This is a genomic window from Erwinia sp. 009765445, from assembly GCF_058137865.1.
The window spans coordinates 26,549-50,377 of record NZ_JBYUWC010000002.1; the positions used below are offsets into that span (position 1 = coordinate 26,549).

Here is a 23,829-nt window from a genome sequence, read left to right on the forward strand (position 1 = left end):
GTTGCGAAAAATGCTACTGACCTATCAACGATTTGCGTTAAAGTGCCGGGTATAAGCCCGTTCCGTTGACCTTTTATTGAGGTATGCCGATGAGGAATTACCGTTTCACGCTGGCCATGCTGTCCCTGGCCGTCAGTGCTTCACTGTACGCCGCCGATGTCCCGCCTGGCACGCCGCTGGCCGCCAGTCAGGAGATTGTCCGCCATATCAAAGATGAGCCTGCTTCGCTCGATCCAGCTAAAGCTGTAGGCCTGCCAGAAATTCAGGTGATCCGCGATCTGTTTGAAGGGCTGACCAATCAGGATGCAAAGGGCAATATCGTGCCTGGCGTCGCTACCCAGTGGCAGACTACTGACAATAAAACCTGGATTTTCACCCTGCGCAAAGATGCCCGCTGGTCGAATGGCGAGCCGGTAACGGCTAACGATTTTGTTTACAGCTGGCGGCGCCTGGTCGATCCGAAAGTGGGTTCAACGTTTGCCTGGTTTGCCGAACTGGCCGGTATCCAGAATGCAGCAGCGATCACCAAAGGTGAAATGACGCCGGATAAGCTGGGTGTCACCGCGCTGGATGACAACCGCCTGAAAGTGACGCTGGATAAACCGGTGCCGTTTTTTGTCAGCCTGACCGCCAACTTCAGCCTGTATCCGGTACCGGAAAAAATCATAGAGAAAGACGGTAAAGAGTGGACCCAGCCTGGAAACCTGGTAGGCAACGGTGCCTATAAATTGCAGGAGCGTGTGGTGAATGAAAAGCTGGTGCTGGTGCGTAATGGCCAGTACTGGGATAACGCGCACAGCGTGTTAACTAAGGTAACGTTCGTGCCGATTAACGAGGAATCCAGCGCCACGAAACGCTATCGTGCTGACGATATCGATATCACCGAATCCTTCCCAAAAAACATGTACGGCCTGCTGAAAAAACAGATCCCCGGAGAGGTCTACACGCCTGACCAGTTGGGAACATATTATTACGCCTTTAACACCACCAAAGGCCCGACGGCCGATGTGCGGGTGCGTAAGGCGCTGTCGTGGAGTATTGACCGGAAAATCATTGCCGAAAATGTGCTGGGAACGGGTGAGAAACCAGCCTGGCATTTCACGCCGGACGTGACGGCTGGTTTCAAATCGAAGCCGGACTTTATCCAGCAGCACGATCAGGCAGAGCTGAATGCTCAGGCGAAGGCGCTGTTGACCGCTGCCGGATATGGACCGACTCATCCGCTGGATTTGACGCTGCTGTATAACAGCTCGGAGAATAACCAGAAAATTGCCATTGCCGTGGCCTCAATGTGGAAGAAAAACCTTGGGGTCACAGTGAAGTTGCAGAATCAGGAGTGGAAAACCTACATCGACAGCCGCAACACCGGCAACTTTGATGTGATCCGCGCTTCCTGGGTCGGCGACTACAATGAGCCATCGACCTTCCTCAGCCTGCTTACTTCAACCCACAGCGGCAATATCGCGAAATTCAAAAGTGCGGATTACGATGCGATCATTGAACAGGCCAGCCGTGAAACCAACAGCGAAAAGCGCAACGATGATTACAACCGTGCAGAGCAGATTATTGCCGATCAGGTGCCGATCGCACCGCTCTACCAGTATACCAATGGCCGCCTGATCAAGCCGTGGGTTAAGGGCTATCCAATCACCAATCCTGAGGATGTGGCCTACAGCCGCACGATGTATATCCTCAGGCATAAATAATTACCGCAATATCGGTCAGGGGCTGGGGCTTTTGGCCGCAGCGTGCTATGGGTCAATTAACCACCGGTAACTGCAGTTGCTTTGCGCATCAATTTATACGCGATGCCGGATACTGGTGCCGTTAACGTTCATATCTTGCGCCCGGGTGTTATATGGTTAAGTTTTGCTCGGTATTTGCTGTGGTTTTACTGCTTTCTGGTTGTGCGCTTAAACAGTATCCTTCCTCTCCACCGGTCAGCGTGGTGCAGTCAACGCAGCTGGACTGCAGCGGCGTACAGAAGGAGATTGCTGACCAGCAACAGGTACAGACCAAAATTGATCAGACCGGACAGTTTGACGGTCTGACGGTACTGGGCTTCCTTGGCGATTTTGGTATCGGCAACGGCGTGGCGAAGAGCCTGGCGCAGAAACATGCGGATGAACGTATGGGTCAGTTGAAGCAGCTGGAACAGAACAAGTGTGCAGCCGCGCAGCAGAGCTGACGGTCGGCAATTTTCGAGAGCCGTCACAGAACCAACGGCCCACGCTTGAGCTGAGGGCGGAATGAATTACTGTAGCGTCTGGATTGTTACTGCTTCGCTGCAGGCAAAACCTGGCAGTCGGACCTCTCCGGCGGTCAGGTTTTTTTATTTTCAGGCCAGGATATGAAAATTATAAAAGTGCTCAACAATAACGTGGCGATCGTCCACGATGCACAGGAAAAAGAACAGGTCGTAATGGGACGGGGACTGGCTTTCCAGAAGCAGGCGGGGGAGGTCATCGATCCCGCTGCGGTGGAAAAAGTTTTTGCCCTGCAAAACCGCGAACTGCTGGGACGGCTGAGCGAGTTGCTGTCTGAAATACCGCTGGAGGTGGTTACCACCAGTGAGTGTGTTATCGCGCTGGCGAAACAGGAGCTTACCGGTCATCTGCATGAGAGTCTGGCGATTGGCCTGACCGATCACATCAATTTCGCGCTGCAGCGCCAGCGTGAAAATATCCCTCTGCGCAACGTTCTTAACTGGGAGATCCGCACGCTCTATCCGCATGAGTATGCCGTTGGCCTCAGCGCCCTCGATATTATCGAAAAACGGCTGGGCATCCGTCTGGAGCAGGACGAAGCCGGCTTTATTGCCCTGCATCTGGTTAACGCTCAGTTGCACAGCAATATGCCTGAAGTGATGCATATTACTGGCTTTATGCAGCAGATCCTCGATATCGTCAGATACCAGCTGAAAATTGACTATCAGCCGGACTCTCTCAGCTACAACCGCTTTGTGACCCATCTGAAGTTTTTTGCCCAGCGGATGCTCGGTAAACGCGGTGTGTACAGCGATGATGATTCTTTGCATGACGTGGTCCGTAGCCGCTATCCACAGGCTTACCGTTGCGTGGAGAAGATCGACAGCCATGTGCATAAGACCTGGTCATATGCACTGGGAGCGGAAGAACGGATGTTTCTGACCATCCACATCGAACGGGTGAGAAAAGAGACGCTGGCGCTGGAAGAGAGTGAAGACGAAGCCTGAGCAGGACCGGGACAGGGTTGCCCCATCCGGTCCTGGTTAATCAAAAGGTGATTACTGTTTTCAGGCCGGTTACCCAGGCATCCTGAGTTTCTTTCACTCCGCCAGGACGATGCCAGTACTGAAGGCCTGGCTGAAGCTGCAGCCAGCTGGTGGCATGTATCCGGTAATAGAGTTCGGCATTGACCGAATGGCCTGCCAGCGGTTGGTACAGTGGATTGCTGTAGTCATCAACGCCCTGGAGCTGATTTATCGTCTCCTGATTGTGGCGATAGCTGTTGCTCATTTTTATCCACGAAAAGCCCAGCCCCAGCCAGTCTTTCGGACGGGCATCCAGCAATCCGCTGTAGCGCAGCGAAACCGCAGTGGCAACATGCAGAGGATTGGTACGCTGGTCGCCCAGACCGAGGCTCCACGATGTGCTGAGACCGCGAGTGGCGTCATCCTGATGGCGGGTGAGCTGCTGATTAAAGCCGGAATAGAGGAACCAGGTGCGGTTATGCTGACGATAACCCTGCGGATCGTCCGCGCCGGTTTCCTGCGATTTACCGGCATAGAGATCCTGCTGGGGTGCATTGGTAAACAATATGCCCAGATTGTAGATCCCCGGTAGCTCGTTGAAATGCGTTTTCATCTCCAGTTCGACGGGCAGCAGGAAACCTCGGGTGCCTTTGGATGAGGTATTCCAGGCCTGTCTGCGCGAGGTGGCAGAGGCGTTTTGCTCCATAACGCCGCCTTTCAGCGTCAGCTCACTGGTCAGCTTGTACTGCAAAGTGGTGCCCCAATAATGGATATTCCAGTTATACCACGTCAGCGAGTTAGCCGATTTGCCGCCGCACTGGGAGAGCAGCTGAAAATCGCAGGGCATAATCTGATCGAAGTCCTGCACCTTATTCATCATCCCAATGCGCCAGTGCAGACGCTGGTCGTCAAAGCTACGGGAAAATGTCAGCCAGCCCAGCCGCGTAATTGAGCCTGAACCGGAGCTCTCCTGCGCCAGATCGTTAATGCCCACGCGGGTATCCTGCAGACGTCGGGTTGTCAGGCTGTCATCATGGTTTCGGTTAACGATATTTCCCTCTATTTTAGCATCGGGAATACCGGTCAGTGCTTCCAGGTCCTGCTGAAAGGTCAGCGCAACCTGATCAATATAAGCGGTGTGATGGTCGGGGTTATACCCTCCGGAATTGTTATAAGCGATTTGGCTTAAATAACCGAGGTTAAAATAGAAACCATTATTTTCCAGCAGCGGCCTGACTCCCAACATATCACCGAGCAGCCCTTTTTCTGGCGACGTAAAGCCCAGTGCGGTGCCATTCCACTCAGGGGCAGAAGCCGTCACGTTTCCGGCGAACAAAAACATGATAATTGCGCTGGTGCGGGTTAACTTCAAAAACTTTCGGTTATTTCGCTCAGTTAAAAGGTGAGTGTTGTTCTCTGGACACAAGATGTCCTTTATTTCTGAAAAATAATGTGAGATCCGTTCCATCATTTATTCCTTGCTTAAAGCTTATAGTTATAAGTGGCCTTGCAGGATAAATTCCCGGAGCCAGTTTCGTGTTTAAATAATAATGAGGGCAGGGAACTGCCCTCAGAGAGGCATTATTTTAATGAAGCACCGTTCGACTGAATAACTTGTTGGTACCAGTAAAAACTTTTTTTGCGTTTACGCTCCAGCGTGCCCTGGCCGTCATCATCGCGATCGACATAGATAAAGCCGTAGCGTTTGGAGAGCTGAGCCTGCGAGGCGCTGACCAGGTCGATCGGCCCCCAACTGGTATAACCCCAGACCTCCACGCCGTCCTCAATCGCTTCACGTACCTGCACCAGGTGGTCGTTGAGATAGGCAATACGGTAGTCGTCGTTAATGCTGCCATCGGCCTCCACTTTGTCGCGGGCGCCCAGGCCATTCTCCACGATAAACAGGGGCTTCTCGTAACGATCGTACAGCTCGTTCATCAGCAAGCGCAGACCTTGTGGATCAATCTGCCAGCCCCACTCTGAAGCTGGCAGGTGCGGGTTCGGTACCATATCGAGGATATTGCCGCGCAGCTGTTGATGATTTTCATCGGCAGTTACGCAACCCGTCATGTAATAACTGAAGGAGATAAAATCGACCGGCTGGCGCAGCTCGGCTTTATCCTGCTCGTTGATTTCAAGCTGGATTCCTTGTTCGCGGAAGAAACGGGTCATATAAGCCGGGTAATAACCGCGAACCTGCACGTCACCAAAGAACAACCAGTCCCGGTTTTTTTGCAGCGTTTCCAGCATATCGGCCGGTTTGCAGCTCAGCGGATACAGCAGGCCGCCCAGCAGCATGTTGCCAATTTTCCCATCCGGAACAATCTGGTGACAGCTTTTGACCGCGCGGGCGCTGGCAACCAGCTGATGATGGATAGCCTGATAGATCGCTTGTTTACTGCTCTCTTCAGGCAGGCCAACTCCGGTGAACGGGGCATGCAGCGACATATTGATTTCGTTGAAGGTGAGCCAGTATTTCACCTTATCTTTGTAGCGTTCGAAAACCGTGCGTGCATAGTGTTCAAAAAAGCCGATGGTTTTACGATTGCCCCAGCCACCATAGTTTTTTACCAGGCCCCAGGGCATTTCATAATGGGAGAGGGTCACCATTGGCGTGATGTTGTATTTCTGCATCTCATCAAAAAGTCGATCATAAAAGGCCAGACCTGCCTCACAAGGCTCTGTTTCATCTCCGTTGGGAAAGATACGTGTCCAGGCGATGGAAGTGCGCAACACGGTAAAGCCCATCTCAGCGAATAGCTTAATATCCTGCGGATAACGGTGATAGAAATCGATGGCAACATCTTTAATGCCGTAATCACCAGGCTGACGTTCTGCCCGCTCACCAAAGATACCTTTGGGTTGAAGATCTGAAGTCGACAGGCCTTTTCCTCCTTCCTGCCAGGCTCCTTCCACCTGATTGGCCGCCACGGCACCGCCCCATAAAAATGAGTCCGGAAAACGTTGAATCATAATCATCTCCTTGAGCAAAATTAAACGAAAAGCGTCAGCAACGGCGTATTTTCCTGCACTTCTGTCTGCCTGCTGGCAGGGAGAACTTCAAGATAATCATCGGTGTTACTGACAATAATGGGGGTGGTCAGGTCATAGCCCGCCCGGTTGATGGCCGTCATATCAAATTCAATCAGCAGATCACCGCAGCGAACCTGCTGGTTCTGAGTAACGTGAATGGTGAAGTATTCACCCCCGAGTTTGACGGTATCCAGCCCCACGTGGATCAGCAGTTCCACGCCGTTATCTGCCAGCAGCCCGATAGCGTGTCCGGTGCGGAACAGAGAGGCAACACAGCCGTTAACTGGTGAAACCACACGACCTTCAGTGGGGACAATCCCGACGCCTTTACCCAGCAGGCCGCTGGCGAACGTCTGGTCAGGAACCTCTTCCAGCGGGATCACCTGGCCTGACATCGGGCTGTTCATCGTCAGCGTTTTTAGCAGGGAACTGGCTTCGGGTTCAGAGTTGGAGGCTTTCGCTTCTGCCACCAGCGCAGCAGCCTTCTCAGCGGGCAGGCCGAAGAAATACGTGGCGACTGTCCCTACCACGAATGCCAGTAATGACCCCGTAAAAGCGGCAATCACCGTAGCGTCGATCCCGCTATTGGGCACCGTCTGGAACAGCGTGAAGATATTGGCAAGGCCGAAGGAGTAAACCTTGGCTTGCCAGAAACCGATAATTGCCGCGCCGAGCGCGCCACCGATGCAGCCAAAGATAAACGGACGACGGGCAGGCAGGGTGACACCATAGACTGCCGGTTCAGTGATCCCGAACCAGCAGGCGCTGAAAGCAGAAGCGGCAATCCCCTTTAATTTTTCGTCGCGGGTACGTAACAGAACCCCCAGTGTGGCTCCGGTCTGGCCCATTACAGCGGCCAGCAGCAGTGGCAACATTGAATCCTGCCCGTAAATACTGAGGTTATTGATCATCAGTGGCACCAGCCCCCAGTGCAGGCCGAAAATGACAAAAACCTGCCAGAAGCCACCAACAAACAGTCCGGCTACCAGCGGGCTGAGCCCGTAAACCCACAGATAGCCATTAGCCAGCAGATGGCTCAGCCAGGTGGCAACCGGGCCGATCAGCAGAAAACTCAGCGGCACCACAATGGCCAGACAGACCAGTGGGGTGGTGAAGTTACGGATCGCTCCCGGAAGGCGGGGATTGAGAAGACGCTCAATCAGGCAGGAAACCCAGGCAGCCAGAATTATCGGGATCACCGAAGAGGCGTAGTTGATCAGGATAATCGGCACGCCCAAGAAGTGCATCGGCGCCTGGCCTGCCTGTTCCTTGCTGAAGGCCTCCAGCATCACCGGATGCACCAGTGCGGCACCAATTGTCATGCAGACAAACGGGTTGCCGCCAAATTTTTTTCCCGCGCAGTACCCCAGCACCACAGGCAGAAAATAGAACAGGGCGTCACTGGCGACAAAAAGGGTTTTATAGCTGCCGCTCTGCTCGTTCAGCACGCCCAGCGCCATCGCCAGAGCCAGCAGGCCTTTGAGAATACCGGAAGCGGCCATCACCCCGATAAAGGGGGTAAATATCCCGGAAACGATGTCAATAAAACGGGCAAAAAGAGTCTGTTTTTCTGCCGGTGAGTCGCTGTCTGCATTGTCACCGTCGCTGAGACCGCCCTCACTAAGCAAAGCCTGATACACCTCACCGACGTGATTGCCAATCACCACCTGGTACTGGCCGCCGCTTTCCACGATGGTGATGACATCCGGGTTTTGCTTTAACCCCGAATCTGTTTTACGTGAGTCTTTCAGCCGGAAACGCAGGCGTGTGGCGCAATGTACGACCGACTGTATGTTTTCCCTGCCACCCACTCCCGTCAGGATCTGCCGGGCCAGCTGCTGATATTTCATCATTTTCACTCCTTCGAACCTCAGTTTCAGCACGGGATGGCTGAATAACGACCAAAAAAAAACCTAAACCGCTTATCTCCGCCCCGTAAAGGGGGAAAGAAGCGGTTTAGGTTTTGCCTGATTAAACAGTCACAATCCTCAAAGCTGGGAGAATATTTCCTTACTGGCCGGGAAATAACAAGAAATGGTGTGAGGAGGATGTGTAATTCGTGAGCCGGATCTGGTTTTATTTGCAGACTGATACGTTTTTTAACGGTTATCGTTCACAAGCCCATTTTGCATCGGCTCAGGCTCAGGCTAGACTGCATCATATTGATAATATTAAATGCGGAGTGGCTGTGGACGTCATTGAAGGTAAAGATCTACAGATATCGGACGCCATAATTTCCTGCCAGCTTGATGGCAAAGGTGGGTTAATTCCCATTGACGATAAAGATGTGATTCACTGCGATAAGCCCTGTTGGCTGCACCTGAATTATACCCACCGTGAAAGTGCAGACTGGCTGGTGTCTACTCCGTTGTTGCCTGACGCGGTGCGGGATGCGCTGGGCGGCGACAGCATGCGTCCGCGCGTGAACCGTCTGGGTGACGGCACCATGATTACGCTACGCAGCGTGAACCTGAACAGCGAGTCACGTCCGGACCAGCTGGTGGTGATCCGCGTATTTATTAACGACAGGCTGATTGTTTCCACCCGTCAGCGCAAAGTTTTCGCGATTGATGAAGTCCTGACCGACCTGCAAAACGGTAATGGGCCGGTGAATGGCGGAAGCTGGCTGGTGGAGGTTTGCGATGCACTGACCGATCACACCAGTGAATTTATTGAGCAGCTGCATGATAAAATTATCGATCTTGAGGATGCCGTGGTGGACCAGCAGGTGCCGCCAAGAGGAGAGCTGGCGTTGATCCGCAAGCAGCTAATCATTATGCGTCGCTATATGGCTCCGCAGCGCGACGTATTTTCCCGTATCGCCAGTGAGCGCCTGCCCTGGATGAGTGATGATGATCGCCGTCGTATGCAGGATATTTCCGACCGGTTAGGGCGTGGGTTGGACGATCTGGATGCCAGCGTGGCGAGAACGGCAGTGCTGGCCGACGAAATCAGCACCGTCATGGCGGAAGCGATGAACCGACGCACTTACACAATGTCGTTACTGGCGATGGTCTTTCTGCCCACCACCTTCCTGACCGGGCTGTTTGGCGTCAACCTTGGCGGCATTCCGGGCGGAGGCTGGCACTATGGCTTTGGCGCATTCTGCTTACTGTTAGTACTACTGGTGCTGGGTGTTGCGTGGTGGTTAAGGCGACGTAAATGGTTATAGGAAGTACAGCAGGCATTATGGGAAAGGGCGTAAAAGGGGCCTTAAAGCTGATCAACATCAATAAAAACCCGTCACAGCTGAGGCAAACTCTTTTTCGCAGGTGAATGCAACGTCAAGCGATGGGCGTTGCGCTCCATATTGTCTTACTTCCTTTTTTGAATTACTGCATAGCACATTTGATTCGTACAAGCCGGTGATTACCGGCTTTTTTTTGTGCATTTGCCAGCACTGACCAGCGTGCCTATGCTTAAGGTTCATGCCAGAAAAGAGGAGGAAGACATGAATTCAGCCATGAAAATGGACACTCCACGAGCTTCTGAGATCCCCACCGAACCTGTTCCGATCCCCGAGCCCATCCCGACACCACAACCGATGCCCGATCCGCCGCCCTCCGATCCGGATCCGATCCTTGACCCACCACCCCATATGTAAGAATACTCAGCCGGTTGGCAGGTAAGGCTGCCAACCGGCCAGTTGATACCTTCACCACCGTCCGACAGGGCGCACTCTGTTTCAACCTTTTCTAAAAAAACGTATAATTGCCCGAAATCAGTCAGGTACAGGTTGCATCCGTGCATTCTTCAAATTTAAATATGATGAATCAAGAAGATACAAGAAAAGACACCCTCGAGTTCAATAAGCTGCAGAAGCGCCTGAGGCGTAACGTCGGCAATGCCATCACCGATTACAACATGATCGAAGAGGGCGATGTGGTGATGGCCTGCATGAGCGGCGGCAAAGATTCGTTTGCCATGCTGGACATTCTGCTCAGTCTGAAAAAAGCCGCCCCGATTCATTTCGAGGTGATTGCCGTCAATCTGGACCAGAAACAGCCGGGCTTCCCGGAGCATATTCTGCCAGCCTATCTCAGCAGTCTTGATATCCCTTATTATATTGTGGATAAAGACACTTATTCTGTGGTGAAAGAGAAGATTCCGGAAGGCAAGACAACCTGCGGATTATGTTCCCGCCTGCGCAGGGGAACGCTGTACTCCTTTGCTGAAAAAATTGGCGCGACCAAAATTGCACTGGGTCACCATATGGATGACATCGTTGAGACGCTGTTCCTGAATATGTTCCACGGCGCGAAAATGAAGGCAATGCCTCCCAAGCTGCGTTCAGATGATGGACGTAACGTGGTGATCAGGCCGCTGACCTATTGCCGTGAAAAAGATCTGATCCGCTATGCGGAACAGAAAGACTTCCCGATTATCCCCTGTAATCTTTGTGGTTCTCAGGAGAATTTGCAGCGCCAGGCGGTGAAAGGGATGCTGACAGAATGGGACCGTAAGGATCCGGGCCGCGTGGAAAGCGTGTTTAAATCCCTGCAGCATGTCAGCCCAAGCCAGCTGGCTGATAAAAACCTGTTTGATTTCGAACAGCTGCCGCTGGACCGTACCGGAGACAGGGCGGAATATGCCTTTAGCGAGGCAACGGTCTCTTCAACCAATATTGACGAGTCTCTCTTCATTAACGTCGCCAATATTTGATCCGAACAGATTAAAAAAGGCCGCTGCAGGTTGATATGCAGCGGCCTTTTTATTTGGTCAGTCAGATTATCCCAGCCAGTAAACCATCACCGCAGCGAAAATACAGTAGCCACCAAACAGGTGCCATCTGTCATGCTCCAGCCAGCGAGAAAGCCAGCGCAGTGCCAGCAGTCCCGCGAGGAAACTGAATACCATACCGATCAGAGAAGGAACCACTACGCCGTGCATTGCTCCGGTCGCAGCTTCCGCTCCGGATGTCGCGGCAGCCTGACCGTCTTTGTAAACCCGATAAACTTCTTTCACGATCACTGCCGGAGTCAGCACCACGGCCAGTGCGAAGCTGAACTCCTCCACACGCTTGCGGGCAACACCGGCCGACAGCCCGGCAGAAATTGTTGCCCCGGAGCGTGAGAAACCCCGGAAGGGCAGGCACAGCCCCTGAACCACACCAATAATTGCCGCGCTTTTCAGCGTTAATTCGCCGTCTTTCTTTTCTTTCAGTTTAGAAGAAACAATAATCAGGATCCCTGCTGCCAGCAAACCGCAGGCAATCAGGGTACTGTTGCCAAATAACATTTCAATCTGGAAACCGGGATGGATTTTCGCATAATAAGATTCAATTGTCTTCATTAATATCAGGCCGACAATGCCGGTACAGAGCGTCGCAAGGATAATTAATATTGCGTTCTTTTTAAAAGCCTGACCTGAGCTGAAATAAGTCTCCACCCAACTTTTCCAGAAATAAACAATGACGGCAAACATGGTTCCTGTGTGTAACATCACCAGAAGGAGTGTCATGTCCGGTGCGCTGGGGTCCAGTCCCAGTAACTTTTCTGTCATAATCACGTGCGCCGAGCTGGAAACGGGCAGCAGTTCGGCCAGCCCCTGAACAACAGCAAGCAACAGTACATGGAAAAAACTCACGGCGTACTCCCTTTATTAAAAAAAGCTGAAGACGAAAATAAACCTGCTGCAGAAATGCAATGAAAGATTATCACAGCAATAAATTCTTACTCATAAGTTAATTCTTAAATACAAAGAAGTATGTTTCTGTTTCTTTCCCTGGTTACAAGGTGTCATTCATTTAAGTTTTAAAATTCAATTGCTGCATTTAAACCCATTCTTAACGTTAATTTAAATTCTGTTTAAGGTTTATTTAAGGAAAGGGCATTATCGCAGCAATAATTAAACAACCCGGCCTGTTCTGCACATTCTCTCTGTGGCCTTATGGCCATCCCGGGAGAAAACCGCCCGTGCCTGTAACGGCTGGCAACGGTTTTCTGCTACACTCTGCCACAATCCTCCCTCCGGTTTTCTCAGAGAGTAATTTGTGACCACTTTTTCAACCCTGACTTCACTGCCTGCCAGCCAGATCGATAATCTGAACGAGCTTGGCTACCACACCATGACCCCGATCCAGGCGGCGGCGCTGCCGGCTATTCTGGAAGGGCGTGACGTGCGCGCGCAGGCCAAAACCGGCAGTGGCAAAACAGCAGCCTTCGGGCTTGGCGTGATGCAGCGCATTGATGCCACTCAGTTTGTCACCCAGTCGCTGGTGCTGTGCCCGACCCGGGAGCTGGCCGATCAGGTGGCTAAAGAGCTGCGTCGTCTGGCGCGCTTTACCGCCAACATCAAGATTCTTACCCTTTGCGGCGGGCAGCCAATGGGCGCTCAGCGGGACTCGTTGGTGCATGCGCCGCACATCGTGGTGGGCACTCCTGGCCGTATCCTTGATCACCTGAAGCGTGAGACGCTGAAGCTGGACCAGTTGAAAACACTGGTGCTGGATGAGGCGGATCGGATGCTGGAGATGGGTTTTCGCGATAATATTGATACGGTAATTGGTCATTGCCAGGCATCACGTCAGACGCTGCTGTTTTCCGCGACCTGGCCGCAGGATATTGCGAAGATCAGCCAGCGTATTCAACGCGATCCGCTGACCGTGGAAACCGACGTTGTTTCGGATTTGCCGGCGATTGAGCAGAAGTTTTATGAAGCCAGCGCCCGTGAGAAGCTGCCCGCGCTGATTGGTTTACTCAGTGAGCAGAAGCCATCGTCCTGCGTGGTGTTCTGTAACACCAAACGTGAATGCGACGACATTGCCCACACGCTGGAGAACAGTCAGATCAGCGCGCTGGCGCTGCATGGCGATCTGGAGCAGCGTGACCGCGATCAGGTGCTGATCCGCTTTGCTAACGGCAGCTGCCGGGTGCTGGTGGCTACGGATGTCGCGGCCCGTGGGCTGGATATCAAGTCGCTGGCAATGGTGGTGAACTATCAGCTCTCTTTCGACCCGGAAGTACACGTTCACCGCATTGGTCGTACTGCCCGTGCCGGTGCAGAAGGGTCAGCGGTCAGCTTCGTCGCGCCTGATGAGATGGTGCGTGCTCATGCGCTGGAAGAGTTCCTGGCTCAGAAGCTGAGCTGGGATGGCGTTTCGGCGCTGAAAGCGGTCAGGCCCCAGCCGCTGCTGGCTGAAATGGCAACGCTGAGCATTGACGGCGGCAAGAAAGCGAAAATTCGTCCGGGGGATATTCTCGGTGCGCTGACCGGAGAGGCCGGTCTGAGCGGTGATGCGATTGGTAAAATTGATATTGCGGCAACTCAGGCGTACGTGGCTATCCGTCACGACAGCGCCCGTCAGGCAATGAAGCAGCTGCAACAGGTTAAAATCAAAGGTAAATCCTGCCGGGCACGTCTGCTGAAATAGTTTGACTGACCAGCAAAAAAACAAGGCCAGAGAATCTGGCCTTTTTTTAGCTTCAAATCACATCTTTATCACTTCTGCCGGCTGTGCCAGCAGCGGCTCAGACTCTGCCATCAGCGTTTTAAAGTGTGCCTGGTCACCGTGGAAATCGACGGCTGCCGCGTCTTTCCAGGTCTCATGGAACAGGAATACGTTGCCATCTTCCACGCTGCGGTACAGATCGTAATGCAGACAGCCTTCTTCCGCGCGGGCTGGCTTCACCCCGGCATTCAGCACTTTCTTCAACTCATCGGCTTTGCCGGCTCTGGCGATAAACTTCGCCACGATACGAACGTTTTTATCGGTCATGCTGTTCTCCTTTATCACCTTTGGCAGGCAGGCCAGAATCCGGCCTGTTCAACGTTCTTCAGCTCTCTGCTTTTCCGGCCATCTGCGCCAGACGCTGATAATTACGCTGAGCTTGTTCACTGGCATCATGCCACAATTTTTTCGCCACTTCAGGCTGTTGCGCATTCAACCGGCGGAAACGCTGCTCGTTCATCAGTGCCATTTCCAGCTCACTGGACGGCGCGCACGAATCCAGCGACAGGGGAACTTTACCCTCCTCGGCACGACGTGGATCGAAGCGGTAGAGCGGCCAGAAGCCGCTGCTGGTCAGCTGACGCATCTGATCGTGGCTGAGTGCGAGGTCGTAGCCATGCTCTTCGCACGGGCTGTAAGCAATGATCAGCGACGGGCCATCATAAGCTTCAGCCTCCTGAATGGCCTTGACGGTCTGGTTCAGCTGCGCCCCCAGCGAAATCTGCGCCACATACACATGGCCGTACATCATCATGCTAACGCCCAAATCTTTCCTGGCCTTACGCTTCCCGTGCTCTCCAAACTTGGTCACCGCGCCCAGTGGGGTAGCCTTGGAAGCCTGACCACCGGTATTGGAGTAGCACTGCGTGTCCAGCACCAGGATATTGACATTCTCAGTCAGGCTCAGCACGTGATCCAGTCCGCCAAAGCCGATGTCATAAGCCCAGCCGTCACCGCCAATCAGCCAGATTGATTTGTCGACCAACGCATCGGCACTGGCAACCAGCTGTCGGGCTTCTTCACTGCTATCCGCAGAAAGTGTGGACCGCAACCCGGCAATCAATTCACGCTGGCGATCAAAGGTTACAGTGTCACTTTGTAGTTCCTCTGCCAGCTGGCCATGCAGGCGATCGGCCAGAGAATCCAGTAACCGGCTCACACGTTTACGGTGCTGATCCATCGTCAGACGGAACCCCAGCCCGAACTCTGCATTGTCTTCAAAGAGTGAATTAGCCCAGGCCGGTCCTCGTCCCTCCGCGTTGGTGGTGTAAGGTGTGGAGGGCAGATTGCCACCATAAATTGAGGAGCAACCGGTCGCGTTGGCTATCAGCAGGCGGTCACCGTACAGCTGGGTCAGCAGCTTGATATAGGGTGTTTCGCCACAGCCGGAACAGGCTCCGGAGTATTCGAACAGCGGGGTGATCAGCTGCGAGGTACGGATATCGATGCGTTCCAGCTCAGCCGCAGTGATTTCCGGCATCTGCAGGAAGAAGTCGTAATTGATTTTCTCCTCTTCCACATGCTCCAGGCGCGGCAGCATATTGATGGCTTTCACCGACGGATCCTGGCGGTCTTTGGCCGGGCAGACTTCCACGCACAGATTGCAGCCGGTACAGTCTTCCGGTGCCACCTGCAGCACGTATTTCTGGCCTTTCATGTCGCGGGATTTTACGCCCAGCGACTGCAGCGCCGATGGGGCATCCGTCAGTTCGTCTGGCTGAACCACTTTGGCGCGGATTGCCGAGTGTGGGCAGGCCGCCACGCAGTGGTTACACTGGGTACACAGGTCTGGCTTCCAGATGGGGATCGCTTCGGCGATATTGCGTTTTTCCCAGCGGGTGGTGCCCACCGGCCAGGTGCCATCTGGTGGCAGAGCGGAAACCGGCAGGGCATCGCCCAGTCCGGCCAGCATCGCCGCCGTGACTGTTTTGACAAAATCCGGCGCGGCATCGGACACAACCGGCGGGCGATGCGGGCTTTGCGTGTCCACCTCCTGTAGTTCTGCCGGCTGCACAGCCTTGAGTGCGGCAGCCAGCGCCTGCCAGTTGCGCTCAACCAGTTCCTGACCTTTGCTGCTGTAGCTGCGGGCGATGGCGTTCTGCAGCTCAGTCAGCGCAATATCGCCGGGCAAGATTTGGGTCAGATGGAAGAAGGCCATTTGCATGACTGTGTTAATACGTGCGCCCAACTGGCATTCACGGGCTATCTTCGCAGCATTGACCACGAACAGTCGGGCCTGTTTCTGACGCAGTTCGCTCTGCACTTCCTGTGGCAGCCGGTGCCAGACGTCATTGGCGTCGTACGGGGTATTCAGCAGGAAAATACCGCCAGGTTTGAGCTTCTCCGCCATCTGGTATTTATCGATAAATTGTAGCTGATGGCAGCCGACAAAATCGGCCTGCTCAATAAGATAAGCGGAGTTGATCGGCTGCTGGCTGACGCGCAGATGGGAAACCGTCAGCCCCCCGGCTTTCTTGGAGTCATAAACGAAATAGCCCTGGGCAAACAACGGCGTGGCGTTGCCGATGATTTTGATGTTGTTCTTGGTGGCTGAGACGCTGCCGTCGCTGCCCAGCCCGTAAAACAGTGCCTCAAGCTGAGCATGGGAAGGCAGAGTTTCGTCCGGCAGTGGCAGGGACAGATGGGTCACATCATCATAAATACCCACCGTAAAGCGCGGCGGCGGTGAGGGTTGCGCAAGGGCGTTAAACACCGCCAGTACACAGCGGGGATCGAACTCCTTCGAAGAGAGACCGTAACGGCCACCGATAACACGGGGAAGCGTTTCCCGCTCACCCAGACTCCAGGCTTCGGCCAGCGCGGTCATCACGTCAAGGAACAGCGGTTCTGCCTGAGCGCCTGGCTCTTTAGTGCGGTCGAGCACGGCAATGTTCCTGGCAGAGTGTGGGATTGCCGCCAGCAAATGGCGGGCGGAGAAGGGCCGGAACAGCCGGACTTTGACCATACCCACTTTGTCACCGCGTTTCAGCAACTCATCGATCACTTCTTCACAGGTCCCCGAAGCCGATCCCATCAGCACAAGGACTCTTTCGGCCTGGGGGTGACCGTAATACTCGAAAGGCTGGTATCGCCGCCCCGTTTCCTGCGCAAAATCATCCATCGCTTTCTCAACGTGGGCAAAAGTGGCGTTGTACCAGGGATTGGTTGCCTCACGGGACTGGAAATAGGTATCCGGATTAGCAGAGGTTCCGCGTATCACCGGATTGTCCGGCGTCAGCGCGCGCTGGCGATGCTGGTCAATAGCCTGCTGCGGCATCAGCTTACGCAGCGTTTCATCGCTTAACGGGGCAATTTTGTTGATTTCATGAGAGGTGCGGAAGCCGTCGAAGAAATGAATAAAGGGCACGCGGCTGTTCAGCGCGGCCATTTGTGAAATCAACGCAAAATCCTGCGCTTCCTGCACGTTTCCTGCCGAAAGCATCGCACATCCGGTTTGCCTGACCGCCATCACATCTGAATGATCGCCAAAGATGGAGAGCGCGTGGGTGGCAACGGTTCGCGCCGCCACGTGAAGCACGAAGGGGGTCAGTTGTCCCGCCAGCTTATAAAGAGTTGGGATCATCAGCAGCAAACCCTGGGATGAAGTAAAGGAGGTGGAAAGGGCACCGGTCTGTAAAGCACCATGCACGGTGGCAATTGCGCCAGCCTCGGACTGCATCTCAACCACGCGGGGCACGTCACCCCAGATATTACACCGGCCATAACCGGCCCAGGCATCGGCCTGTTCGGCCATCGTGGAGCTGGGAGTAATAGGATAAATAGCGATGACTTCACTGGTGCGAAAAGCAACGGAAGCGGCTGCGTTGTTACCGTCGGTTGTAATCATAAAAGGCCCGTAAACTTAATAACGCGAAGAAACTGCCATGCTGACAGTGAGGTTATTAGAAGTTTAGCAAACCTGCCCGAGACGACTTTGACCTGAGTGCGTCGTCAGGGAGCAAACGCACCGGCGGATAAATCTGGCGATTTTTAATGCATTTCTACCGACACTACGCCTTTTATTTCCAGAAGTGAGTCGTAGATCTGGTGCGGGGCAATCTTTCGTGACAGGGTCACATCAATCATCATTTCACACAGTCCGGACTCAGCGTCCCGGTTAACCACCGAAACCTGCCCAGTACGCACCCGCTCTTTCTCCAGCGCTATCAGCACCATCGGCACGCTCTTCGGCTTGAGATGGAAAACCAGCGTGTGATGACGGCCGATGATCCAGTGGCTGATGCGACGGAAAGTTTCCAGTACGATCAGCGCCAGCAGGGTGCCATAGATCCCTATCTCATACAGCCCGCTACCAATGACCAGCCCGATGGCCGCCGTGACCCACAATCCGGCAGCGGTGGTCAGGCCTTTGACAACCTGTTTCTGGATAATGATGGTGCCGGCACCCAGAAAGCCCATCCCGCTGACCACCTGAGCCGCAATGCGGCTTGGATCCAGCCCGATATGGGTCTGGCTGAGAATATCGTCAAATCCGTATTTGGAGACGATCATAAACATGGCACTGCCGATACCCACCAGAATATGGGTACGCAGACCGGCCTCTTTGGCCCTCAACTGGCGTTCCAGGCCAATTAATCCCCCCAGCGCCCCCGCCAGCGCAATCCGCAAAAGAAGATCCATTAACATAAGCTATCCATTTGTTTTAAAGTGATGTTTAGTCCTGCTTCAGGGCTATTTATAAAATAAGACCAGAAGCTATTGCTATTTTACTGCTTTTAATTTGGTAAATATTCGTGACAGCTCTCGACCCGCTCTGGTTCGTAGCTTATGCTGGCTTTCTGCCTGTTTACCAATCCCGGAGTTTCTGAATGAAAGCAGCGATCTTTCTGCTTGTGGGTGCCGCGCTACTGCTGTCTGGCTGCAGTAGCGATACCGACAACGAACCGCCGCAACAAGCAACCGCCGCACACGCGCCACCGCGGGTGGTGATGTCCAGCCTCGCTGAAAGCGCCTGCTCGAATGCCGGAGGAACTTTGGCCCTCTCGCGTCAGTTGGATGGAAGTGCGATCGGGATGTGCCAGTTAGCTAACGGTCGCCGCTGTGGTGAAAGTGCGCTGGCCAGCGGCAGCTGCGCACGCTGACACCAGTGTAGTCAGTCAGGCCGGAGAAACCGGCCTGAAGTCGTTAAATCAAACCGTCAGCTGATTCGCGCAGGACTGGCCGTTTTCCAGCAGGCGCAGGTTTTCCAGCGTGGTTTCAGCAATGCTGGTCAGTGCTTCAGCCGTAAGAAAAGCCTGGTGACCGGTAAACAGTACGTTGTGGCATGAGGAAAGGCGGCGGAACACGTCATCCTGGATAACATCGTTCGACTTATCCTCAAAGAACAGATCGCGCTCATTCTCATATACATCCATGCCCAGCGATCCGATTTTCTGCATTTTTAGCGCATCAATAGCCGCCTGCGAATCAATCAGGCCACCCCGACTGGTATTGATAATCATCACGCCATCTTTCATCTGCTCAAATGCTGACATATTCAGCAAATGATTATTTTCCGCTGTCAGAGGACAGTGCAGAGAAATCACGTCTGACTCTTTGAACAGCGTATTCAGATCGACATACTCTGCGCCCAGCTCCAGTGCCAGTGGGTTTGGATAGGGATCAAAGGCCAGCAGACGCATGCCGAAGCCTTTAAGTATGCGCAGAGCGGCGATGCCTATTTTGCCGGTGCCGATCACTCCGGCAGTGCGACCATGCATATTAAAGCCAATCAGACCTTCCAGAGAGAAGTTGGCATCCCGGGTGCGCTGATAAGCGCGGTGGATGCGGCGATTCAGCGTCATCATCATGCCAACAGCATGCTCGGCGACCGCTTCCGGAGAGTAGGCGGGAACGCGAACAACTTTGATCCCGAACTCTTTAGCTGCTTCCAAATCGACGTTATTAAACCCGGCACAGCGCAGCGCCACAAATTTAACCCCCAGCTCCGCCAGCTCTTCCAGCACTGCGCGGCTGCCATCATCATTAACGAACAGGCAGACGCCTTCGCAGCCAGTGGCCGTTTTGGCCGTTTTCTCCGTCAGCAGAAAGTCAAAAAACTCCAGTTCGTAACCGTAGGCTGCGTTGACCTGCTCGATTGATTTCCGGTCGTACTGTTTGGTGCTGTAAACCGTGAGCTTCATTATCCCTCTCCTGTGACCGTGAGGTTAAAATTGCCTGAGTTAATAGTAACACGGGATATAACGTGCCATCATTCAGCCCTATGATATTCACGGAAAGAACGGAATTTTTACTGTTATGACCCGGGGCTGGAAGCTGTTTACTGCGGCGGTAGCGGCATTGCTGTTGTTGATGGCGGCACTGCTGCTTACTGTCACCCACTGGCTGCCACGGCTGGCGGGGATATGGCTGCCTGCGGAGACCTCAATCCGTCTGGATGGCAACCCGCGCTGGAGCAATGGGGGGATCGCTCTGTCCGGCGTTCATTATCGCGTGGGGGAGTGTGAACTGGCCACCGTCAGCGACTTGTCTCTGAAGCGGGCTGGAGGCCGCTGGCACCTTAACGCTGGCAAGGTGGATGTGGACAGCGGATGCGCGAGCAAACTTCCCCAAACCGATCAACCCACAGCGCCCAAATCACTGGCCGAGTGGCAGGCGATGCTACCTGCAGCAGATGTTACGTTGGGACAACTGACCCTCACCCCCTGGCAAACCTGGGCCGGTTCGCTGCAGCTGAACCTGGACGGGCAGCAGCAAAAAATCAGCTATCAGGGCAAAAATGTTTCCCTGCAGGCTGAGTTACAGGGGCAGGAACTGGCTATCCGGTCTCTGGTCCTGCAAGCGCCCGGCGTGCCGCAGCCAGTCAAAATAGCCGGAACCCTTTCTTTGCCGAAAATCCCGGATTCATTGCCAGCCGCCGGTATGCTGATCGCAGACCTGGCAATGGAGGGCATTCCTGCTCCTCTGAGCGCAAAACTCAACTGGCAGCAGGATAAGGGCGAACTGGTGGTGATGCAGCAGAATGAAGCGACGCCGCTGGTTTCCCTGTCGTGGCAGGTTTCAGCCGACCGCATCAGCATTCAGCAGGGGCAGTGGCGCTGGCCCTATGCCGCACAACCCTTATCCGGTGGCGTTAACCTGACGCTGGATCACTGGCAGCAGGGCCTTGCCGCCACCGACATCAGCGGACGGCTGAATGTGCTGACTCAGGGGCGCGGCGGTAAGGGTAACGTGGTGCTGACGCTGGGACCAGGCAGGCTGGACTGGATCAACAGTCAGCTGCCGTTCCGGGTTACCGGCGACGCGAAAATGGCGCAGCTGCTGTTCTTTGCCGGTATTCCTGGCGAGGTGCAGGGGCCATTGCTCGATCCGAAACTGTCTCTTAAACCGGGTTCGCTGCTGAGAATGCGCGGGCGTCTGCTTTCCACGCTGGAAGTGGATGAAGCCCGCTGGCCACTTTCCGGTCTGACCGTCTCTTCTGCGGGCATCGACGGACGGCTGCAGGCGATCCTGACTGCGCACGATCCGACCATGGGCCGCTTCAGGCTGCATCTTGATGGCCGGGCAACCGATTTCTGGCCGGACAAAGGGCAGTGGCAGTGGCGATACTGGGGGGATGGCCTGATGGCACCCCTGTCCGCAAAGTGGGATGTCAGCGGGCGCGGGCGCTGGGAGGATCGGCTGATTGAGCTGGCATCACTGTCGACCGGCTTTAACCAGATTGATTACGGCAGCGTCAATGTTCATGCCCCCAGGCTGAAGCTGGATGAACCCATACGCTGGCAGCGCGATCCGGAAAATCTCTCATTCTCGGGCAAACTCCGGCTTGATGCGCAGCAAACTTCCTTCAGCAGCGGAGGTTATTTGCCACCAGCCACGCTGACGCTGGCGCTGAAGGGGCACGATCCGGCCAGTTTCCTGTATAACGGCACGCTGGAAGCCAGGCCCATTGGACCGGTACGTGTGCAGGGGCGCTGGGATGGTGAGCGTCTGCGCGGACAGGCAGGGTGGCCGCAGCAGCCGCTGAGTGTATTTCAGCCGTTGCTCAGTGACGATCTCAAAATGAAAATTCAGGGCGGTACCCTTAAAGCCCAGGTGGCGTTCTCTGCTGCCAGCGATCAGGGCTTTGAAGCGGGAGGCCACTGGGCGGTGAGAGATGGCAGCGTATGGATGACGGATAATCAGTTCAACGGCATCGACTTCTCGCTGCCGTTCAGGCTGAAAGCTCACCAGTGGTACTTCGGTGCCAGAGGGCCGGTTTCGCTGCGAATCAAAGAGATTACTAATCAGTTTGCCCTGCAAAATATTACCGCCGATCTGCAGGGTTGGTATCCATGGAGCGCCCGTCAGCCGCTGCGCCTGACCCATGTCGGTGTGGACGTGCTGGGCGGTAAAATGAGCCTGGAAAGCCTGCAAATGCCCCAGACCGAAGCCGCCACACTGCGGCTGAAAAACATCAGCATGAGCGAGCTGGTCACCGCCATCCGCCCGAAGCAGATTGCCATGTCCGGCCATATCAATGCCGCACTGCCGCTGTGGCTCAATGACTCGCGCTGGCTGGTGAAGGACGGCTGGGTTGCCAACAGCGGGCCGCTGACCGTGCGGCTGGATAAAGACTTTGCCGACGCGCTTTCGGCCAATAACATCGCTGCCGGTGCGGCAATGGACTGGCTGCGTTATATGGAAATTTCACGCAGCTGGGCCACGCTGGATATCGATAATCTTGGTCAGATGACGCTGAAGGCGCAGGTTAACGGTACCAGCCGCTTTAGTGATAAGAACCAGCGAGTGTCACTGAACTACTCGCAGCAGGAAAACCTGTTCCAGCTCTGGCGCAGCCTGCGCTTTGGCGATAACTTGCAATCCTGGGTGGAACAGAATGCCACCCTGCCGACGCAGAAGGAAAACACAAATGAAACGCATTAGCCTGCTGATGCCTGCCGGAATACTGCTGCTCAACGGCTGTGTCCCCCGCATTGAGGTGGCTGCTCCGAAGGAACCGATCACCATCAATATGAACGTGAAAATTGAGCACGAGATCCATATCAAGGTCGACAAAGACGTTGAGGCACTGCTGAAAAACCAGAGCGGTCTGTTCTGAGGAGAAAAAATGAAACAGCTGAAAAGTTTGCTGCTGGTGTTGTTACTGATCTCCCCGGCGGTGATGGCGCTGACGCTGGATGAAGCCAGAAAGCAGGGACGGGTGGGGGAAACGCTGTCCGGCTACATTGCGCCTCTTAAGCAGGACGGTGACACGCTGGCGCTGGTGGAACGCATTAACCAGGGCCGCAGGCAGCAGTACGACACGCTGGCACAGAAAAATAACCTCATCAGCGCTGAAGTCGCCCGCATTGCAGGCCAGAAACTGGTTGAACGCGCTGCTCCCGGCGAATATGTCCGCGGAATTAACGGGCAATGGCTGCAGAAAACGCCATAAAAAAAGGCAACCAGATGGCTGCCTTCTCTCAAACCTCAACGTCACTCAAGCAGCAACGATCTGCTTCAGCACGTCTTTCGCGTCGTTAGCGGCTTTGGTGGCCACTTCTGGTCCGTACGCGATGCCTTCAGCGAAGACAAATTTCACGTCTGACATGCCCAGGAAGCCCAGGAACAGCTTCAGATATGGGGTCAGCAAATCGCTTGGGGTATCTTTATGGATGCCACCACGGCTGGAAATAACCACCACTTTCTTACCGGTAACCAGGCCTTCCGGACCGTTTTCGCTGTAGCGGAAAGTCACGCCTGCACGGGCAACCAGGTCGAAATAATTTTTCAGCTGGGTTGGGATGTTAAAATTGTACATTGGCGCGGTAATAACGATGGTGTCGTGAGCCTGCAGCTCAGCAATCAGCTCGTTGGACAGGTCCAGTGCTTCCTGCTGACGGGGAGTCAGGGTGGCATCGGAAGGACGCAGAGCACCAACCAGTTCGCCGTCCAGTACCGGGATTGGGTTCGCAGCCAGGTCACGTACGGTGATTTCATCGCAGCCGTGAGAAGCTTTCCACTCTTCAACAAAATGATCGGCCAGCTGGTTGGACTGAGAGTAACCGGCAAGAATACTGGATTTCAGAACTAAAACTTTGCTCATGATAATTTCCTGTGTGTTATGCGGAAGGCCTTCCGCTCAATGATTTACACTCTATGAGGAAACCTC

20 protein-coding genes are annotated in these 23,829 nt (G+C 54.3%); 11 read left to right on the forward strand and 9 right to left on the reverse strand.

The window, feature by feature from the left end:
• Window positions 1-89: 89 nt before the first annotated feature.
• The 3 genes from AC3Y5R_RS02190 to licT all read left to right on the forward strand — a co-directional run bounded on the left by AC3Y5R_RS02190 (window position 90) and on the right by licT (window position 3,214).
• Window positions 90-1,706, forward strand: a complete 1,617-nt coding sequence (locus tag AC3Y5R_RS02190) for a peptide ABC transporter substrate-binding protein (protein ID WP_489919953.1) — start codon at window positions 90-92, stop codon at window positions 1,704-1,706.
• Window positions 1,707-1,858: 152 nt separating this feature from the next.
• Window positions 1,859-2,188: a hypothetical protein gene (locus AC3Y5R_RS02195; protein ID WP_489919954.1), complete on the forward strand. Its 330-nt coding sequence runs from the start codon at window positions 1,859-1,861 to the stop codon at window positions 2,186-2,188.
• A gap of 162 nt (window positions 2,189-2,350) precedes the next feature.
• Window positions 2,351-3,214 (forward strand): BglG family transcription antiterminator LicT, encoded by an 864-nt coding sequence (licT, locus tag AC3Y5R_RS02200; protein ID WP_489919955.1) that lies wholly within the window; start codon window positions 2,351-2,353, stop codon window positions 3,212-3,214.
• A 40-nt stretch (window positions 3,215-3,254) separates the two neighbouring features.
• Here licT and AC3Y5R_RS02205 read toward each other — a convergent pair whose 3' ends face one another.
• The 3 genes from AC3Y5R_RS02205 to bglF all read right to left on the reverse strand — a co-directional run bounded on the left by AC3Y5R_RS02205 (window position 3,255) and on the right by bglF (window position 8,115).
• Window positions 3,255-4,574 (reverse strand): carbohydrate porin, encoded by a 1,320-nt coding sequence (locus AC3Y5R_RS02205; protein WP_489920154.1) that lies wholly within the window; start codon window positions 4,572-4,574, stop codon window positions 3,255-3,257.
• Window positions 4,575-4,813: 239 nt separating this feature from the next.
• Window positions 4,814-6,205, reverse strand: a complete 1,392-nt coding sequence (locus AC3Y5R_RS02210; RefSeq protein ID WP_489919956.1) for a glycoside hydrolase family 1 protein — start codon at window positions 6,203-6,205, stop codon at window positions 4,814-4,816.
• Window positions 6,206-6,225: 20 nt separating this feature from the next.
• On the reverse strand, window positions 6,226-8,115 hold the full coding sequence (bglF, locus tag AC3Y5R_RS02215) for a PTS beta-glucoside transporter subunit IIABC (RefSeq protein WP_489920155.1): 1,890 nt from the start codon (window positions 8,113-8,115) through the stop codon (window positions 6,226-6,228).
• A gap of 338 nt (window positions 8,116-8,453) precedes the next feature.
• Here bglF and zntB point away from each other — a divergent pair, with 338 nt between their 5' ends.
• The 3 genes from zntB (at window position 8,454) to ttcA (ending at window position 10,927) form a co-directional block, all read left to right on the forward strand.
• Window positions 8,454-9,437 carry a zinc transporter ZntB gene (gene zntB / locus AC3Y5R_RS02220; RefSeq protein WP_158781552.1) on the forward strand — a complete coding sequence of 328 codons (984 nt, stop codon included), beginning with the start codon at window positions 8,454-8,456 and terminating at the stop codon, window positions 9,435-9,437.
• Window positions 9,438-9,716: 279 nt separating this feature from the next.
• Entirely contained in the window at window positions 9,717-9,869 is a 153-nt protein-coding gene (gene ynaL / locus AC3Y5R_RS02225) for a proline-rich small protein YnaL (RefSeq protein WP_489919957.1), read from the forward strand.
• A 164-nt stretch (window positions 9,870-10,033) separates the two neighbouring features.
• Window positions 10,034-10,927, forward strand: coding sequence for a tRNA 2-thiocytidine(32) synthetase TtcA (gene ttcA / locus AC3Y5R_RS02230; protein ID WP_489920156.1), 894 nt, complete (start codon window positions 10,034-10,036; stop codon window positions 10,925-10,927).
• Window positions 10,928-10,993: 66 nt separating this feature from the next.
• Here ttcA and AC3Y5R_RS02235 read toward each other — a convergent pair whose 3' ends face one another.
• Window positions 10,994-11,851 (reverse strand): undecaprenyl-diphosphate phosphatase, encoded by an 858-nt coding sequence (locus AC3Y5R_RS02235; protein ID WP_489919958.1) that lies wholly within the window; start codon window positions 11,849-11,851, stop codon window positions 10,994-10,996.
• Window positions 11,852-12,257: 406 nt separating this feature from the next.
• On the opposite strand from AC3Y5R_RS02235, the gene dbpA reads away from it, so the two are divergent.
• A complete protein-coding gene (gene dbpA, locus AC3Y5R_RS02240; RefSeq protein WP_489919959.1) occupies window positions 12,258-13,637 on the forward strand; it encodes an ATP-dependent RNA helicase DbpA in 1,380 nt (459 codons plus the stop codon).
• 57 nt (window positions 13,638-13,694) lie between these two features.
• On the opposite strand, the gene AC3Y5R_RS02245 is transcribed toward dbpA, so the two are convergent.
• The 3 genes from AC3Y5R_RS02245 to AC3Y5R_RS02255 all read right to left on the reverse strand — a co-directional run bounded on the left by AC3Y5R_RS02245 (window position 13,695) and on the right by AC3Y5R_RS02255 (window position 18,362).
• Window positions 13,695-13,982 (reverse strand): putative quinol monooxygenase, encoded by a 288-nt coding sequence (locus tag AC3Y5R_RS02245; RefSeq protein WP_489919960.1) that lies wholly within the window; start codon window positions 13,980-13,982, stop codon window positions 13,695-13,697.
• Window positions 13,983-14,040: 58 nt separating this feature from the next.
• Window positions 14,041-17,562 (reverse strand): pyruvate:ferredoxin (flavodoxin) oxidoreductase, encoded by a 3,522-nt coding sequence (gene nifJ / locus AC3Y5R_RS02250; protein ID WP_489919961.1) that lies wholly within the window; start codon window positions 17,560-17,562, stop codon window positions 14,041-14,043.
• Between the two features lie 143 nt (window positions 17,563-17,705).
• Complete coding sequence (locus AC3Y5R_RS02255) at window positions 17,706-18,362, reverse strand: MgtC/SapB family protein (RefSeq protein ID WP_489919962.1); 657 nt, start codon at window positions 18,360-18,362, stop codon at window positions 17,706-17,708.
• A gap of 182 nt (window positions 18,363-18,544) precedes the next feature.
• Between AC3Y5R_RS02255 and AC3Y5R_RS02260 the strand changes: the two genes are divergently transcribed.
• Window positions 18,545-18,817 carry a putative hemolysin gene (locus AC3Y5R_RS02260; RefSeq protein WP_489919963.1) on the forward strand — a complete coding sequence of 91 codons (273 nt, stop codon included), beginning with the start codon at window positions 18,545-18,547 and terminating at the stop codon, window positions 18,815-18,817.
• 48 nt (window positions 18,818-18,865) lie between these two features.
• Here AC3Y5R_RS02260 and AC3Y5R_RS02265 read toward each other — a convergent pair whose 3' ends face one another.
• A complete protein-coding gene (locus tag AC3Y5R_RS02265; protein WP_489919964.1) occupies window positions 18,866-19,858 on the reverse strand; it encodes a 2-hydroxyacid dehydrogenase in 993 nt (330 codons plus the stop codon).
• 115 nt (window positions 19,859-19,973) lie between these two features.
• Here AC3Y5R_RS02265 and AC3Y5R_RS02270 point away from each other — a divergent pair, with 115 nt between their 5' ends.
• Genes AC3Y5R_RS02270 through AC3Y5R_RS02280 form a run of 3 tightly spaced genes read left to right on the forward strand, consistent with a single transcriptional unit; the run spans window position 19,974 to window position 23,112 of the window.
• Window positions 19,974-22,601, forward strand: coding sequence for a YdbH family protein (locus tag AC3Y5R_RS02270; RefSeq protein WP_489919965.1), 2,628 nt, complete (start codon window positions 19,974-19,976; stop codon window positions 22,599-22,601).
• On the forward strand, window positions 22,588-22,776 hold the full coding sequence (locus tag AC3Y5R_RS02275; RefSeq protein WP_489919966.1) for a YnbE family lipoprotein: 189 nt from the start codon (window positions 22,588-22,590) through the stop codon (window positions 22,774-22,776). Before AC3Y5R_RS02270 ends, AC3Y5R_RS02275 begins: the two co-directional genes overlap by 14 nt.
• Window positions 22,777-22,785: 9 nt before the next feature.
• Window positions 22,786-23,112, forward strand: coding sequence for a YdbL family probable chaperone protein (locus AC3Y5R_RS02280; RefSeq protein WP_489919967.1), 327 nt, complete (start codon window positions 22,786-22,788; stop codon window positions 23,110-23,112).
• Between the two features lie 45 nt (window positions 23,113-23,157).
• Here the strand turns inward: AC3Y5R_RS02280 and AC3Y5R_RS02285 are convergent, their stop codons facing one another.
• Window positions 23,158-23,763: an FMN-dependent NADH-azoreductase gene (locus tag AC3Y5R_RS02285; RefSeq protein ID WP_489919968.1), complete on the reverse strand. Its 606-nt coding sequence runs from the start codon at window positions 23,761-23,763 to the stop codon at window positions 23,158-23,160.
• Window positions 23,764-23,829: the final 66 nt, after the last annotated feature.